This is a genomic window from Brevundimonas sp. (assembly GCF_046299595.1).
Lineage (GTDB): Bacteria > Pseudomonadota > Alphaproteobacteria > Caulobacterales > Caulobacteraceae > Brevundimonas.
Map to the genome: position 1 here is coordinate 1,674,126 of NZ_JBKBHQ010000001.1, position 16,617 is coordinate 1,690,742.

The following is a 16,617-nucleotide window of genomic DNA, read 5'->3' on the forward strand; positions in this document are numbered from 1 at the left end:
TCAGGCCGCCTTGCGGCCCGAGAAGCGGCCGTAGAAGGTCTCGCCCTTGTCTGCCATGTCGCGCAGAAGCTGGGGCACGCGGAAGCGCTCGCCATAGCGTTCGGCATAGACGTCGGCCTGTTCGACAAAGGCCTTGAGCCCCGTCTGGTCGATCAGGGTCAGCGGCCCTCCGGTCCAGGGCGCAAAGCCCCAGGCGAGGATGGCGCCCACGTCCGCCTCGCGCGGATCGTCGATCACCCCTTCTTCCCAGCAGCGCGCCACCTCGACGGCCTGACGATAGAGCAGGCGGCGCTTCTGGTCCTCGACCATCTCGGGCGTGGACTCGCTGATACGCACGGGCGCGAGGTCTGCGAGGCCGGGCCAGAGCGACTTCCTGCCGCCCTCGGGATAGTCGTAGAAGCCCTTGGCGTTCTTGCGCCCGAAGCGGCCCAGTTCCTCGACCATCTTCTCGACGATCTCCATGCCCGGCTGGGGCGTGAAGGCATCGCCCAGATCGGCGCGGGTCTGTCTGGTGATCTTGACGCTGAGGTCGAGCGCCACGTCGTCGTGCATCTCCAGCGGGCCGCGCGGCATGCCTGTGGCGCGCCCGATGTTGTCGATCAGGGCGGGGGCATAGCCCTCTTCCAGCATGGCCAGCCCTTCGGCCACATAGGTGGCGAAGCAGCGCGACGTATAGAAGCCGCGGCTGTCGTTGACCACGATCGGCGTCTTCCTGATCTTCATCACATAGTCGAGGGCCTTGGCCAGTGCGCTCTGGCCGGTCTTTTCGCCCATGATGATCTCGACCAGCATCATCTTGTCGACGGGCGAGAAGAAGTGGATGCCGATGAAGTCCTCGGGCCGCTCGCTGGCCTCGGCCAGACCGGTGATCGGCAGGGTCGAGGTGTTGGAGCCGAACACGGCTCCGGGCTCAAGCTGGGCCTCGGCGCGTTTTGTGACCTCGGCCTTCAGCTCGCGGTTCTCGAACACCGCCTCGATCACCAGGTCCGAACCCTTGATCAGGTCATAGTCGGTGGTGGCGGTGATCAGGGCGAGGGTGGCGTCGGCCTTTTCGCGCGTCATCTGGCCGCGCTGCACGCGCTTGTCGAGGATGGACTCGGCATAGGCCTTGCCCTTGTCCGCGCCTTCCTGGCTGACGTCGATCAGCACCGTCTCGATGCCGGCCATGGCCTGAACATAGGCGATGCCCGCGCCCATCATGCCTGCGCCAAGCACGGCGACCTTTTTCGGGTCGGACCTCGGCACATCGGCGGGGCGCACCGCGCCCTTGTCCAGCTCCTGCTTGGAGAGGAACAGAGAGCGGATCATGCCCTGGGCCTGGGGCGTCATCAGGGTCTTGATGAAATAGCGCGTCTCGACCCGCAGGGCCGCGTCCATGGGAAGCTGCACGCCCTCATAGACCGCCTTCATCATGTTGGTGACGGCCGGATAGTTGCCCCAGGACTGCTTGCGCAGCATGGCGTTGCCCATGATGAACACCTGCGAGCCCGCCGGATGGTAGGGACCGCCGCCGGGCAGCTTGAAGCCCTTCTCGTCCCACGGCTGGGCGACCTTGGTGCCGGACTTGGAGCGTACCCAGGCCTTGGCGGCCTCGACTTCCTTGCCGGGCTCGACGACCTCGTGGATCACACCGGCGGCCAGCGCGTCCTTGGGCCGCCAGCTCTTGCCCTCGGAAATCTGCATCAGGGCGTTCTGGACGCCGATCAGGCGCGGCAGGCGCTGGGTGCCGCCGCCGCCGGGGAACAGGCCCACCTTGATCTCGGGCAGGCCGAGCTGGATCTTCGGATTGTCGCCGACCACGCGGTAGTGACAGGCCAGGGTGAGTTCCAGCCCGCCGCCCAGCGCCAGGCCGTTGATGGCCGCGGCGACCGGCTTGCCGCAGGTCTCAAGCTGGCGCAGCGCGCCGTTCAGCCGCCAGCCCGCGTCATAAGCCGCCTTGAGGTCCGAGCCGCCCAGCATGCCTGCGGCCATGTCGCCGAGGTCCGCGCCCGCGCAGAAGCCGGACGCCTTGCCCGAGGTGAGGACCGCGCCCTTGATGGCGTCATCGGTGCGGATGCGCTCGGCCCACTCGGGAATCTCCTTCATGACGCCCGCAGTGAGGGTGTTCATGGAGCGGTTCGGCACGTCGAAGGTGATGAGCGCAATGCCGTCGGCGTCGATCTCGATACGGAAGTTTTCCATCAGTGCTTCTCCTTCGATCAGACGCGTTCGATGACGGTGGCGGTGCCCATGCCGCCGCCGATGCACAAGGTGGCCAGAGCCGTGCTCTTGTCGGTGCGCTCCAGCTCGTCCAGCACCGTGCCCAGAATCATGGCCCCGGTGGCCCCCAGCGGGTGGCCCATGGCGATGGCGCCGCCGCAGACGTTGATCCGGTCGTGGGGGATGTCGAGGGCCTGCATATAGCGCAGCACCACGGCGGCGAAGGCCTCGTTGAGTTCATAAAGGTCGATGTCGCCGACCTCCATGCCCAGGCGCGAGAGCAGCTTGCGCGTGACGGGCTCGGGCCCGGTCAGCATGATGGACGGCTCCGAGCCGATGGAAGCCATGCCGCGAATCCTGGCGCGCGGCTTGAGGCCCAGCGCCTGACCGGCCTCAAGGGTGCCGACCAGAACACCCGCCGAGCCATCGACGATGCCGGACGAATTGCCGGGGGTATGCACATGGTTGACGCGCTCGACTTCCGGGTAGCGCTGGTTGATGACGGCATCGAAGGCCATCTCGCCCATCATCTGGAACGAGGGGTTGAGCCCGCCCAGAGTCTGCATGTCGGTGGCCGGGCGGATGGTCTCGTCGCGATCGAGCAGGGTCAGGCCAAGCTGATCCTTGACCGGGACGACGGACTTGCTGAAGCGCCCTTCCTCCCACGAGCGGTGCGCGCGCTTGTGGCTCTCGACCGAATAGGCGTCCACGTCATCGCGCGAGAAGCCGTACTTTGACGCGATCATGTCCGCCGACACGCCCTGAGGCACGAAATAGGCCGGGATGGCGATGTTCGGATCGATGGGCCAGGCCCCGCCGTCAGAGCCCATGGGCACGCGGCTCATGGACTCGACCCCGCCGCCGACGGCCATGCGCGCCTCGCCCGACATGACCTTGGCCGCCGCCATGTTGACCGCCTCGAGGCCCGAGGCACAGAAGCGGTTGATCTGCACGCCAGCGGTCAGCTGGGACCACTGGGCGTTCAGCACTGCGGTGCGCGCGATGTCGGCACCCTGCTCGCCCACCGGGGCAACGCAGCCCAGGATCACGTCGTCCACCTGCGAGGTGTCCAGATCGTTGCGATCGCGCAGGGCCTCAAGCACCTGGGTGGCCAGGGAAAGGGCGGTGATCTCGTGAAGGGTGCCGTCCTTCTTGCCCTTGCCGCGCGGGGTGCGAACGGCGTCGAAGATATAGGCTTCAGGCATGGGGTCTCCTTTACCTGGCAGGATTTGTGGCGTGCCCGACAAGAACGCTACGTTGACGTAAACGTCAAGAGAAGAATGGCCGAAATCACCCGCTCCATGACGCAAAAGGCCCGCCCGCAGGCCAACTGCGGACGGGCCTCAATCGTTGCGGCAGGCGGCCTGGCAAGCCGGACCGGGATGCCCCCTCAGCGGTGATCCAGAGTGACCGGGCTGTCGTCGGCGGCATAGACGACCTCGCCGTCGATGAGGGTGAGAAGGGCGCGCCCCTCGGGAATGGCGGCCTCAGGCACGCTCATCAGGTCGATGTCGAACACGCTGAGGTCCGCGATGTAGCCCTCGCGGATCATGCCCAGCTCGCCCTCGCGGAACGAGGCATAGGCCGGGCCGGTGGTGAACAGCGCCAGCGCCTGATCGCGCGACAGGGCCTCGTGGCCGCGCCAGTCCTCGCCCTGATGACCCGCCAGGTCGCGCCGCGCCACGGCGGCATAGAACTCGATCAGCGGATCGCCGCGCTCGACCGGGGCGTCCGAGCCGCCCGCCAGCCGCACGCCCGCTGCCGCCAGGCTGGCCCAGGCATAGGCACCGTCAAGGCGCTGGTCGCCCAGGCGCGCCGGTGCGAAGTGCAGGTCGCCGATGGCGTGGCTGGGCTGCATGGAGGCGATCACGGGAATGGCGGCAAAGCGCGCGAAGTCGGCGGGGCGCAGCACCTGGGCGTGCTCGATGCGCCAGCGCGGATCGGCCGAGGCCCACTGATCGCGCGGCGTGGTGTCGAACACCTCGCCATACCAGTCCAGCACGCTGGCATTGCCCCGGTCGCCGATGGCATGGGTGGTGATCTGGATGCCCGAGCGCAGGGCGGCGCGGTAAAGGCCCATGGCCTGCTCGGGGGTCATCAGCATCAGGCCCGAGGTCTCGGGCGCATCGGCATAGGGCTCGAACAGGGCGGCCCCGCGCGAGCCCAGCGCCCCGTCGGCATAGACCTTGATGGCGCGGGTGATGACCCGGTTGTCGCCCGCCGAGCGCGGTCCGTGAATCATCAGGGGCTGTGCGCCGCCCGGATCGATGCTGTTGTAGACCCGCAAGGACGCCTCGCCGCGCTCGGCCATGGCCTCGATCAGGGGCACGTCCTCCCAGGGCACGCTCATGTTGTGAATGCCGGTCCAGCCCATGCGCGAATAGATCGAAAAGCCCGCGCGATAGGCCTCCATGCGCGCCGCCTCGCTTTCCTGCGGGCGTAGGCCCGACACCAGCGCCATGGCGGTATCGACCAGCAGGCCCGTGGGCTCGCCCGCGCTGTCCTTGAGAATGTCGCCGCCGAAGGGGATGGGGGTCTGCCCGTCCACGCCCGCCGCCCGCAGAGCCGCGCTGGAGGCGACAAGGGCATGGCCGTCGGCGCGGATCAGCACCACGACGCGTCCCGGTGCCGCCGCATCGAGATCGCCGCGCTCAAGGAATCGGCCCTCGGGCCAGTGGGTCTCGATCCAGCCGCGCCCCACGATGACGCCGTCAGGGTGCTCAAGCGCCCAGTCGGCGAGGCGCTGCATGGCCTCGGTGATGGAGGCCGCCCCTTCGAGGTTCAGCGTCATCTCGCGCTCGCCAATGCCGCGCAGGTGGGCATGGCCGTCGGTGAAGCCCGGATAGAGCGCCGCCCCGTTCAGGTCGATGCGGCGGGTGGCGGCGCTGGCGTGGGCCTCGACCTCGGCGATGGTGCCCACACGCACGATGCGGCCCTCGGCGATGGCCACGGCCTCGGCGGCGGGGCGCTCGGGATCAGCCGTATGGATGGGGCCGCCCGAGATGATCAGCTCGGCGGTGGCGGGCGAATGGGCCAGAGCAGGCGACTGGGAGAGCGCGGTCGAGGGCGCGAGCAGCAGCATCGCGCCCAGGGTGCAGAGCCCGCTACGGGCTAGGGGAGTGTTGATCGCCATAGGGGCCTCCGACGGTGAAACGGGCCACAGCCAGAGGCCCCTCGCGCGCCGTATTAGCGGGCGCGCGCGCGAAGGGCGAGGTGCAAATGCCGTCCTAGTTGCCCAGCACCACCGGATCGGCCGAGCCTGTGGTGATGGGATGATAGCCGGGGCGGGCCTCGGCATAGATGCGCCGCGCCAGGCTCTGGCCCCAGTCGCCCTCGGCCATCAGCGCCACATAGAGCGGCTGGGTGAACTTGCGGCGGCCCATGCCGGTCAGGAAACCCTCCAGCGCGGGCACGGCGGGCTCGTACTGGTGGCGCACCGCGATCATCAGCCAGGCGAACAGCACCTCGGAGTTGCCCGCCGCGCTGAGGCCGAAGGCGGCATCGAGATCGGCAAGCTGGGCCGGTGTCATGCGCGCGGGCAGCTCGGACAGGAAGCGCTGCCACTGCTGGGTGACCCAGCCGTCCACGACAAGCTGGCCAGCCGGCGTGCCCGAGACGAAGGCGTTGACCTGGGTATCGACGCGATCGAAGGCCGCCGAGCGCGGGGCCTCGAAATTGGCGGGCACGCCGGGGCGATAGACCCATTCGTCCATCATCAGGCGCGCTTCCAGCGCCGCATCGCCGCGCACCAGATGGGTGCGGATGTCATCGAGGAACATGGCCGTGGTCATGGGCCGGTAGGCGTTGCGCTCGAAATAGCCGCGCAGCCAGCCGTCGAAGCGCTCGCGCCCGACGATGCGCTCGATGGTGCGCAGGAAGAAGGCGCCCTTCTGATAGGCGATGGCGGTCAGGCCGTCGTCGGGGTCGCGCCCTTCCAGATTGTCGAGGTGCAGGCGCTGATCCTCGGTCGGCAGGGATCTCAGCGCCGCCTGAAGGTCGCGCCAGCCGAGCGCCTGGAGCATCTGGGCGCGCTCCTCGCCATAGATGGCCTCCATGATCCGGTTCTCGAAATAGACCGTGAAACCCTCGTTGAGCCAGAAGTCCGCCCAGGTGGCATTGGTCACGAGGTTGCCCGACCACGAGTGCGCCAGCTCGTGCGCCACCAGCGAGACCAGCGACTTGTCACCGGCGATGATGGTGGGCGTGGCAAAGGTCAGGCGCGGGTTCTCCATGCCGCCGAACGGGAAGGACGGGGGCAGGACCAGCAGGTCGTAGCGGCCCCACAGATAGGGGCCGTAGAGCGCCTCGGCGGCGACCACCATGGCCTCGACATCCTCGAACTCGGCGGCGGCGCGCTGAAGCAGGGCGGGCTCGGTATAGACGCCGGTGCGCGCGCCCAGCGGCGCAAACTCGAGATCACCGATGGCAATGGCGATCAGATAGGGCGGGACCGGATTGTCGAGGCGGAAGCGATAGGTGCGGTTTCCGCCGCCGGCAGGCTCGCCCTCGGGGGTCAGCATCTCGGCGCTCATCACCACCCGCAGGTCGGCAGGGGCGGTGATGCGGGCGCTGTAGCTCTGGCGGATGCCGGGGCTGTCCTGGGTCGGCACCCAGGTGCGCGTCAGGATCGCCTGGCCCTGGCTGAACATGAAGGGCAGGCGCCCGCCCGCGGTCTGCTCGGGGGTCAGCCATTGCAGGGCGGCGGCATCGGCGCGCGTCGCATAGTCGATGACGATCTGGCCGCGCGGCGCATCGATGCGGATCGTCAGGGGCTGGCCCATGATGGGATCATCGCTGCCCAGCGACCATTGCAGGTCGCGCCCGCCGCTGGTGATGGAGCGGATGTCGAGGTTGCGCGCATCCAGCACGATCTCGCCCACGCCCGGCTCGGCGGTGTAGTCGAGGGTGGCGCGGCCGCTGAAGGTCTGGCGGGTGAAGTCGGCGGCCAGATCAAGATCGACGTGGTGCACGCGCGCCTGCTCGGGGCGCGCATAGGAGTGCACGTCGCGTACATACTGGACATTCTCGGGCAGGCGGATCTGGGCGGTGCCCGGCGCAGGGCGGCTGTCGGTGGCAGGCATGGCCGCACAGGCCGAAAGGGTGAGCGCGGCAAGGGCGGCGCTGATGGCCACGGCGGAGGCGCTGGTGCGGGCACGGGGTCGGTCGGACAGGGGGAACATCTGCGGCATCTCCTCGGGCGTGAATGTGCTGATGCGATTAGGCCAAAAGCGTTGATTGTCCAAACTTGGCGGGCAGGCGGGTGCATATCGGGGCACCCGACGCGCGTAATGACGTTATCAGACAACGCAGGCCGCGCAGGGGCGTTGCCGTGAACCCTTCGGAGACGAAACGCCGTGATCGAGCCCTACAGCGTGATTGATGTCGTGCAGATCCTCGCGATCAACATGATCGTGCTGCTGGTGCTGATGGTGCTGGCCTGGGCCGTGACCCTGCCCCTGAAAGACCCGACCCTGATCGATGCCATGTGGGCCTTCGGGCACATCGCGGTGGCCATAGCGACCTTCTTGCAGGCGGATATGGGCGCGCAGAGCCGCCAGTATCTGCTGCTGGTGCTTGTCGGGCTGTGGGGCGTGCGCCTTGGCGGCTACATGCTGATGCGCTGGGCCGTGCACGGGGTGGACAAGCGCTATGAGGGACTGGTCGAGCGGGCGCGCGAGCGCCACGGCTGGGGCTATGGGCGCGCGGCGCTGGTCTATGTGTTCCTGCTTCAGGCGCCGATCCTGTGGCTGGCCTCGCTGTCGCTGCAACTGGGCCAGCTATCGCCCACGCCCGCGCAGCTGGGCCTGATGGCCTGGGCCGGTGCCGCCATCGCCCTGTTCGGGCTTGGCTACGAGACCATCGCCGACTGGCAGATGTCGCGCTTTCGGGCCGACCCGGACAATCGCGGCAGGACCATGCGCTATGGCCTGTGGCGATATTCGCGCCACCCCAACTATTTCGGCGAGGCGCTGGTGTGGTGGGGCATCTTCCTGATCGCCGCCGAGAGCGGCTCGCTGGGCTGGCTGGCGCTGCCCGGCGTGCTGTTCGTCACCTTCACCCTGGTCAAGTGGTCGGGGGCGGGCATTCTGGAAAAGCGCATGCACGATACCCGCCCGGACTATGCGGAATATGTCGCCTCGACCAACCGGATCATTCCCGGCCCGCCGCGCGGCTGAGCCCCCTGATTGACTAAACCTGCGCCCAGCCCTAGCCATGGCGGGCGCATCAGGTTCCCCGCAAGGGGATGAATAGGGAACTCGGGTCCAAGTCCCGGGCTGCCCCCGCAACTGTAGGCGGCGAGCCTTGATCCATCATGCCACTGGACCCCTGCGGTCCGGGAAGGCGGATCGGGCGTTCGAGCCGCAAGCCAGGAGACCTGCCCGATGCGGTCGTCCTTCGCCCCGGACGGGGTGTGCCGAGCGAACGGGCCTTGCCCCGCGTGACGACAAGTCCTGAGGTGCCGCGCGCGCATTGCGTGCGGGGCCTCGTCGTCATGAGCGAGGAGACCCGAGACGTGTCTTTGAAACAGTCCTGCTGCGTGGCCGCCCTGGCCGCGTTGATACCCCATGCCGATGTGAGCGCCGCGTCCGCCGAGGAACGGCCCGTCAGCGTGGTCGATGAGGTGGTGGTCACGGCCACCCGGTCGCCCCGGCCCGCCGCGCGCATCGCCTCGAGCGTCAGCGTGATCGAGAGCGAGACGCTGGAGCGGCGCCAGAGCCCGGTCCTGACCGATGTGCTGAGCTTCGAGAGCGGCGTTCAGGTCACGCGCAATGGCGGCCCCGGTCAGGTGGCGGCCCTGCGCCTGCGCGGTGCCGAAAGCGATCAGACCCTGGTGGTGGTGGACGGCATCCGCCTGAACGATCCGTCCTCGGTCGGAGCAGGCTACAACTTCGGCCATCTGCTGCTGGCCGATGCGGGCCGCATCGAGGTGCTGCGCGGGCCGCACTCGACGCTGTGGGGCAGCCACGCCATCGGCGGCGTCGTCCATATCGAGAGCCGCGAGCCGCGCACAGCCTTTGAGGGCAGCCTTGATCTGGAGACGGGCTCTTACAGCACCCATGCCGGGCGTGCACGGCTGGCCGGGCGCACCGGCGCGCTGAGCTGGCGCTTGGGGCTCGGCCACTACCAGAGCGATTCGGTGTCGGCCTTCGATCAGGGCGTGGAGCGCGACCCGTTCCGCCAGACCAGCTATGGCGCCGGGCTCAGCTATGAGGTGAGCGAGGCCCTCATCGTGGACCTGCGCGCCATCGGCCACAGCGCGCGCACCGCCTATGACGGCTTTCCCGCGCCCGCCTTCGTGTTCGATGACACGCGCGAATATGCCGAGCAGGACGAGCGGGGGCTCTACGGGGCCGTTCGCATGAACACCGGCCCGGTCAGCCATCGCCTCGCCATCAGCCACGCGCGCACCGAGCGCATCAGCTTCGATCCCGATCAGGCGGTGACCGACAGAACCTTCGAGTCGCGCGGCACCTCGCGGCGCTTCGAGTATCAGGGCGTGGCCGATCTGGGCGGCGACTGGCGCGGCGTGTTCGGCCTGGAGCGCGACGAAGGCCGGGCGGTGACGGCGAGCCCGTCAGCCTTCGATCCCAGTCCCGTGCCTGCGCGCAACGCGGTGCGGCTGGACAGTGCCTATGGCCTGATCAACGGGCCGCTGGCCGAGGGGCTCTATCTGACGCTGGGCGTGCGCCGCGACGAGCACGAGACCTTTGGCGGACAGACGCTCGTTCAGGGTGGGCTCAGCTATGCCCTGACGCCCGGCACCGTGATCCGGGCCAGCTATGGCGAGGGCTTCAAGACACCCAGCCTGTTCCAGCTCTACAGCGATTTCGGCAATCCGGTCCTTCAGCCCGAGGAGGCCACCAGCCTCGAGGCCGGCATCAGTCACAGCGCATGGTCCGGCCGGGTGCGGCTCGATGCGGTGCTGTGGCAGAGGCGCACGGACAATCTGATCGACTTCGTGTTCTGTCCCGCCGCCGGGCCGATCTGCCCCATCGGGGCCTTTGGGGTCTATGACAATGTGCAGCGCGCCCGCGCCGAGGGACTGGAGCTGGCCGGGCGGATCGGGCTGGACGACGGCTGGTCGCTGCGCCTGTCCTATGACTGGACGCGCGCGCGCAACGACACGCCCGCCAGCGCCAACCGCGGCAATCTGCTGGCGCGCAGGCCGCAGCATCAGGCGGCGCTGGAGATCGAGCACCTGTTTGCCAGCGGCGGGGATGTGGGCCTTGGGGTGCGCTTTGTCGGTGCCAGCTTTGACGATGCCGCCAATACGGTGCGCCTCGCCAGCCATACCCTTGTCGACCTGCGTGCAAGCTGGCCGCTGGGCGAGACGCTCAGCCTTACCGCGCGGGCCGAGAACCTGTTCGATGCCGACTACCGGCAGGTGGCGGGCTATGGCACGCCGGGGCGCAGCGTGCACGCGGGCCTGCGCCTGAGGTTCTGAGCGCGTGAGCCGGGCAGCGGGGAGGGCGCGCAAGGGCCTCCCCGCCTTCAGGCGTTAGCGATCAGGGGTGCCTCAGGGGCGCGATCAGGGGCGCGAGCGCGCGGGCAGGGCCGCGACTTCCTCGGCGCTGAGGCGGCGCTGGGCGATGACCGGGCAGCGGTCCGGCTGACCGCCGAAGGACGGGATCAGCAGCTCGGCATCGAAGCCGGTGCAGATGCTGCTGGCGCCGGTGCGCGTGCGGATGCCGATCTGGTTGGTCCAGTTGACGTCGCGGCACACGCCGGTGGTGCGCAGCTCATAGACGTCGTTTACGCCCGCACGCAGATAGACGGTCTGGTCGTTGGGGCCGGGGGCAAAGCCGCTGACGGTCTCCACGAAGAAGCAGTCGCCGCGGGCGAACGCCTCCTGCTGTTCGGGGCTCCACTGGGCCGCGCAGGCACCAAGCGTGGCGGCGCCCGCGAAGGCGGCCAGAAGGGTCAGATTGCGAGAGAGAAGAGACATTGCGGGATCCTGATACAAAATGAGTTCACAACTCTAGTCCACCCAGCCCTGTCAGATACCGACGCTACCCCACCTTTGCCGTGGGCGCCAGCGTGCAGGCGCGTTCAGTGGCAATATGTGATCGTGCCCCTTTGCCGTCAGAAGCGATCAGGTCGCAGCAGGTCTGCCTGATCCACCGGCAGGGGCGAGGGCTCGCCGCAGAGGGTCGCTATCAGATGCTCGGCCAGCAGCGGCGCCAGGGTGAAGCCGCGCGAGCCCAGCCCGGTCAGCACCGAAACCTGATCGCCCATTGGTCCGCACAGGGGCAGATGGTCGGGCGTGGTGGCGCGCACGGCTGCGCGCGATGACAGCGGCTGGGCCAGCATCCGCCCGGCCAGTTCCGGGGCCACGCCGGCGAGGGATGCAAGATTACGCATCCGGTCGTGTTCGCGCGGCTCGCAGGTCCACTCGTCCCGGTCATGGGTGGCACCGAACAGCACGCCATCCGCCCCCGGCGCGACATAGCCGCCGTAGCTGAAGGCCGGCGCATCGATCCCGCCCACCCACTCGGCCTGACCGCGCACAGGCCGGATGGCGCGCAGTGCGCCAAGCCTCGCGCTCGAGGCTCCCGCTGCGATGATCACATGATCGGCTTGGGCGATCACACCGCCGTCTTCGTCCCGCAGGATCGCGCTGTCATCTTCGCAGCTGATGGACGCCGCGCGCGCGCCCGTCACGGGTATGGCGTCTTTCAGGCCTTTGATCACGGCGGGCGCATCGATGGCGAGCGCCGCGCCGATCAGCATGGCCCCGCCCGAGGCGGCGGCCTCGCCTTCGCGCCCCAGCCGGGCACCGGTCTCGGCAGCATCGAGCAGGGCAAGGGACGGGGGCTCGGACGGCGTGTTCCAGGCGCAGAGCAAGCGCTGCGCACGCGTCTCGTCGAAGCCCCGGCCAAACAGGCGCAGCACGCCCTCGGCGGTGATCGCGCCGGGTATCGCGGCATAGAGGTCGCGGGCGAAGGCCAGTGCGCTTTGGTGCAGGGCGGCGATGTCGGGATGGCCGAGATCGAAACGCGGCGTGACGAGGGCGGCGCGAAAGCCCGAGCCCGCAGGCGTGTCGTCTTCGATCAGATGCACCTCGATGCCGCGCGCGCGTGCGCCATGGGCCAGGCAGGCCCCTGCGATCCCTGCGCCGATGATGGCGATGGAGGCGGGGGCGACGATGGAGGACGGGGCGCTGGTGCCGGGGACAGGGCCGGTCAGGCGCGCCTCCAGCCGCTCGCGCTTGCGCCCGAAGCCGGGCTTCTTCTCTACCTGCCAGCCCAGGGCGGCGAGGTCGCGGCGCACCTGTCCGGCAACGGTGAAGGTGGCCAGGCGCGCGCCCGGCCGCGAGCGCTGCGTGACGGCCCGCAAGGTCGATTCGCTCCACATGGCGGGGTTTCGCGCGGGCGAGAAGCCGTCGAGCATCCAGCCGTCAGCGCCACCTTGCCATTGTTCCAGCGCCCAGCCGACATCGCCGATGGCCACGTCCACCGTGGTGCCCCATTGCGGCAGGCCGATGCGATGAAAGCCGGGGCGCGCGAGCGGCCAGCGCTCCAGCATGGCCTCTGCCTCCTCGGCGATGTCGGGCCAGTGGGCGAGGGCGCGGCGGGCCTCGTCGCGGCTCATGGGATGGGCCTCGATGCTGAAGACGTGCAGACGCTGGCCCGGCCCGCGCGCCTGTCTGAAGGCCCGGATCAGGGCACAGACGTTCAGGCCCGTGCCAAGGCCCAGCTCGCCGATCACCGTGCAGGGCCGATCGCTCGCGAGGGCGGGAAAATCGAGGCCGCCGAGGAACACCGCCCGGCTTTCGGCCAGGCCGTCCTGCACCGAGAAATAGACATCGCCATAGCGGCGCGAGCGCGGCGCGCCGTCCTCGCCCCACTCCAGATCGGCGCGCGCGGGCACGCCGTGGGGCGCATCCCGCGGGTCGGTGGGGTCGGTCGGATCGCCGGGGCTCATGGCGTCCTCATGGGACCAAAAGCACGCGCCGCGCAACGGGTGCGGCACCCGGACGGGGGCACCGCAAAGTGGGCGCACGAAAAAAGGGGCCGCCGGAGCGACCCCTTTTCACGTCTGACGCTCTCTGAGAGGAGAGCGAGAAACTTATTGAGCCGGTTGAGCCGGGGCCGCTTCGGTCGTGGCGGCTTCGGTGGCAGCGGCTTGCGCTTCGCCAGCGGCTTCAGCAGCTTCGGTCGCGGCTTCGGCAGCGGTGTCAGCGGCGTCCTGAGCGGTTTCGGCAGCGGCTTCGGCTTCTTCGGCCGGAGCTTCGGTGGCCGGCTGCTGGCAGGCGGCGACGGAGAGAGCGGCGACGCCGGCGGCGGCCACGAGCAGTTGACGGATGGTCATTTTCCCAAGTCCTTCAGAAGGAAATCACACGGGGTCATGAATCCCCGCAGCGCCGTGATAACGCGTTTGTGAGCGGACCTCAAGCGGTATTCTCACAAAGCCGTGAACAGCGGAACCGATGACGCGCAAGGCTTTGGCGGGCGTGCTGCGCTGCACGCTCACGAGAATTGTGAACACGGGCAGCAACGATGATCCGGCCAGCGGCGAATCGGGGGGTCAGGCGGCTGCGGTCGCCTCGTTCAGCACTTCCTCCAGCTCGGCAAACGAGGGCTGGACGCTGGAGGGCACGTCTCCGCGCCCGATCTCGACGGAAATCTGGGCCGCATTGCCGTGCAGGTGCGCCACCAGAACCGACTGGATGATCTTGTAGAAGGCCGCATCGCCCTCGATCAGGTCTTTCAGTCTCGCGGCCAGCGGGCCGACCAGACCATAGGCGAGGAACACGCCGAGGAAGGTGCCCACCAGCGCCCCGCCGATCATGCCGCCCAGAATCTCGGGCGGCTCGGTGATCGAGCCCATGGTCTTGATGACCCCCAGCACGGCGGCCACGATGCCGAGCGCAGGCAGGGCGTCGGCGGTGGTCTGCAGCGCATTGGCGGGGGCCAGCGCCTCGTGATGGTGCTTTTCGAGCTGCTTTTCCATGACGTCCTCGATCTGGTGCGGGTCTTCGAGGTTCATGGTCATCATGCGCAGGGTGTCGCAGATGAAGTCGGTGGCGAAGTGATCCTTGAGGATCTTGGGATACTTCTGGAAGATGGGGCTCTCGGCGGGCTTTTCTATGTGGCTTTCCAGCGCGATGACGCCCTTGGACTTCATGGTCTTGGCCAGCTGGAACAGCAGGCTGAGCAGGTCGCGATAGTCCTTCTTCTTCCACTTGGGCCCGGCGAACACCTTGGCCAGGCCGCCGCCCACGCCCTTGAGGGTCGAGGTCGAGTTGGCGATCAGCAGGGCCGCGATGGCCGCGCCGCCGATCATCATCATCTCGTAGGGCAGCGACTTGAGGATGACGTACATCTTGCCGCCGGCGATGGTGTAGCCACCGAACACCATGGCGAACAGGAAGATGATGCCAATGATCTGGAACATGGTGCGGCGCACTTCCCGGGCAGGCTGAAAACGGCGTTCACCATGGCAATTAATGCTTAAGGCGAGGTTGCCGCAGGTGCCGCCCTAGAGGTTCAGCATCATGCTGACCGGCGCGTGATCGGACGGGCGCTCCCAGCCACGCACATCGTCATGGACCCGGCCTGAGCCCCTGACGCGGGCGCTCTCCAGGCCGGGGCTGATCCACAGGTGATCGAGTCGCAGGCCCCGGTTGGAGGCGCGAAAGTCTGCCGCGCGATAGCTCCACCAGGAAAAGAGCTTCTGTTCGGGCGGGGTGTCGGCACGGATGGCGTCGATGAAGCCCAGCGAGCGCGCCATGGCGTCCAGCGCCTCGATCTCCTGGGGCGTGTGGCTGACGATCTTCGACATGTAGCGGTGGTTCCACACGTCGTTCTCGCCCGGCGCGATATTGAGATCGCCCGCGACCACAAGCGGCCGGCGCGGATCGCGCTGCTGAAATCCGCGCGTCAGGCGCTCGACGAAATCGAGCTTGTGATCGAACTTGGGGTTCAGGGCGCGGTCGGGGATGTCGCCGCCCGCAGGAATGTAGAAATTCTGCACCTCCACGCCCGCCACCATGGCCGAGACACAGCGCGCATGGCCCTCGCGACAGGCGGCCATGTCGGGCGCATCCGACAGCGGCAGGCGCGAGGCGATGGCCACGCCGTGCCAGCCCTTCTGGCCGGAGATGCGGATGTGCGGCAGGCCCATTTCGGCGAACGCGGCGCCGGGGAACTGGTCAGGCTGGCACTTGATCTCCTGCAGGCACAGCACGTCCGGCTGCTGCTCGGCCACGAAGCGGGCCACCTGATCGGCGCGCAGGCGCACAGAGTTGACGTTCCAGGTCACGATCTTGAGGGGCATGGCGGTGGCCTAGCGCATGACCGGCTCTACGAACAGGCCAGATCAGCGAAAGGGTCCAGATCAGCGAAAGGGTGAAGGCGCGCCGGGTCATGAAACCTTGCAGTCAGCCAGGCAACCTTGCAGGCAAAAAGACGCCCGGTGCGGGGGGCGCGCCGGGCGTCACAAGGCTTCGTCTCTCACGCCGTCGCCGGGAGGGGATGAGTGATCCGGCACGGATGGATAGCCGCCGCCATCCATGTAACCCAAAAAACACAGCGGGCGCGAAAAGTCAACATCGCAGCGGCGGACATATTGGCTGTGTCGCGCGCGCTACAGCCACGCTGGAGAGCCGGAAGGCTGGCGGCCAGGCCCTCAGCGGCCCGGACGGCGGGTCGGATCGCGCAGCACGAACAGGCTGGCGTTCAGATTGCGCGCGGGCTGGAGGTTGTTGAGCTGGGTGCGGGTGCGCTGGCCCTGGGCGTCGGTGACGGTCCACTCCAGCAGGCGCAGGGGCGAGCCTGAGAACACCAGTGTGACCGAGCCCTCGTTGGGATTGCGCGCCGAGCGGGCCACCATGGAGAAGCCGCCATTGGCCATGCGCGTCACGCGCTCGACCCGCACGGTCTGATCGAGGCGCACGTCGCGCGCCAGGAAGGCCGACAGCGGCGTGGCCGACAGGGGCGCCTGACGAAACACGTTCAGGCGCGGATCATAGCGGTTGAGGTTCGAGCCGTCGGCCACCACCAGCAGGCCCTGGGGTTGGGTGTACTCAAAACGCATCCGGCCGGGGCGCTGTAGCCAGAAGCGGCCGCGGAACTGCTGTCCGCCGGGGCCGGTCTCGATGAAGTCGCCCTGGGCGGCGTTCATGGACTGGAAATAGCCGACGGCCTGATCGACGAGGGCGCGGTCGGCCGCCGACAGGCCCGATCCGCTTTGGGCCATGGCCGGCAGGGCAGAAGCCCCGACGAGACCCGAGGCACTGAGGGCAAAGGCGCTGAGGGCAAAGGCGCGGCGTGAAACGGTCATGTTCGGTCCCTTCCTGTGGGAACAGTTGTCTTTCAGGCCGTCATGACGCGCCGGCATGGCACGGTGATGACGTCCGCCGGACCATAATCCGGCGCCGCGATGAAGCCCGGCGGTCCGAAACGTTTAGCTTCG

At 68.4% G+C, this 16,617-nt stretch carries 12 protein-coding genes and 1 riboswitch; of the genes, 3 read left to right on the top strand and 9 right to left on the bottom strand.

From position 1 onward, the window contains the following. From ACK4E3_RS08240 to ACK4E3_RS08255, 4 genes are all read right to left on the bottom strand, one after another. Positions 1-2,181: a 3-hydroxyacyl-CoA dehydrogenase NAD-binding domain-containing protein gene (locus ACK4E3_RS08240; RefSeq protein ID WP_409699012.1), complete on the bottom strand. Its 2,181-nt coding sequence runs from the start codon at positions 2,179-2,181 to the stop codon at positions 1-3. 17 nt (positions 2,182-2,198) lie between these two features. Beyond that, a complete protein-coding gene (locus ACK4E3_RS08245) occupies positions 2,199-3,404 on the bottom strand; it encodes an acetyl-CoA C-acetyltransferase (protein ID WP_409699015.1) in 1,206 nt (401 codons plus the stop codon). 185 nt (positions 3,405-3,589) lie between these two features. Continuing rightward, on the bottom strand, positions 3,590-5,332 hold the full coding sequence (locus ACK4E3_RS08250) for an amidohydrolase (RefSeq protein ID WP_409699018.1): 1,743 nt from the start codon (positions 5,330-5,332) through the stop codon (positions 3,590-3,592). Positions 5,333-5,426: 94 nt separating this feature from the next. Then, a complete protein-coding gene (locus tag ACK4E3_RS08255) occupies positions 5,427-7,379 on the bottom strand; it encodes a M1 family metallopeptidase (RefSeq protein WP_409699021.1) in 1,953 nt (650 codons plus the stop codon). Positions 7,380-7,553: 174 nt separating this feature from the next. Between ACK4E3_RS08255 and ACK4E3_RS08260 the strand changes: the two genes are divergently transcribed. Further along, complete coding sequence (locus tag ACK4E3_RS08260; RefSeq protein ID WP_409699024.1) at positions 7,554-8,375, top strand: DUF1295 domain-containing protein; 822 nt, start codon at positions 7,554-7,556, stop codon at positions 8,373-8,375. A gap of 34 nt (positions 8,376-8,409) precedes the next feature. Beyond that, positions 8,410-8,598: riboswitch (cobalamin riboswitch) on the top strand. A gap of 94 nt (positions 8,599-8,692) precedes the next feature. Continuing rightward, a complete protein-coding gene (locus ACK4E3_RS08265; protein WP_409699027.1) occupies positions 8,693-10,645 on the top strand; it encodes a TonB-dependent receptor plug domain-containing protein in 1,953 nt (650 codons plus the stop codon). An 84-nt stretch (positions 10,646-10,729) separates the two neighbouring features. Here ACK4E3_RS08265 and ACK4E3_RS08270 read toward each other — a convergent pair whose 3' ends face one another. Both ACK4E3_RS08270 and mnmD read right to left on the bottom strand, forming a co-directional pair. Then, positions 10,730-11,146, bottom strand: coding sequence for a DUF6491 family protein (locus ACK4E3_RS08270; RefSeq protein ID WP_409699030.1), 417 nt, complete (start codon positions 11,144-11,146; stop codon positions 10,730-10,732). A 137-nt stretch (positions 11,147-11,283) separates the two neighbouring features. Then, positions 11,284-13,125 (bottom strand): tRNA (5-methylaminomethyl-2-thiouridine)(34)-methyltransferase MnmD, encoded by a 1,842-nt coding sequence (mnmD, locus tag ACK4E3_RS08275; protein ID WP_409699033.1) that lies wholly within the window; start codon positions 13,123-13,125, stop codon positions 11,284-11,286. 147 nt (positions 13,126-13,272) lie between these two features. Here mnmD and ACK4E3_RS08280 point away from each other — a divergent pair, with 147 nt between their 5' ends. Further along, a complete protein-coding gene (locus tag ACK4E3_RS08280; protein ID WP_409699036.1) occupies positions 13,273-13,584 on the top strand; it encodes a hypothetical protein in 312 nt (103 codons plus the stop codon). A gap of 144 nt (positions 13,585-13,728) precedes the next feature. Here ACK4E3_RS08280 and motA read toward each other — a convergent pair whose 3' ends face one another. The 3 genes from motA to ACK4E3_RS08295 form a co-directional block, all read right to left on the bottom strand. Beyond that, positions 13,729-14,598 (bottom strand): flagellar motor stator protein MotA, encoded by an 870-nt coding sequence (gene motA / locus ACK4E3_RS08285; protein WP_409699039.1) that lies wholly within the window; start codon positions 14,596-14,598, stop codon positions 13,729-13,731. A gap of 84 nt (positions 14,599-14,682) precedes the next feature. Beyond that, positions 14,683-15,480 carry an exodeoxyribonuclease III gene (gene xth, locus ACK4E3_RS08290; protein WP_409699042.1) on the bottom strand — a complete coding sequence of 266 codons (798 nt, stop codon included), beginning with the start codon at positions 15,478-15,480 and terminating at the stop codon, positions 14,683-14,685. A gap of 351 nt (positions 15,481-15,831) precedes the next feature. Next, positions 15,832-16,485: a LolA family protein gene (locus ACK4E3_RS08295; RefSeq protein WP_409699045.1), complete on the bottom strand. Its 654-nt coding sequence runs from the start codon at positions 16,483-16,485 to the stop codon at positions 15,832-15,834. Between the last annotated feature and the right edge of the window lie 132 nt (positions 16,486-16,617).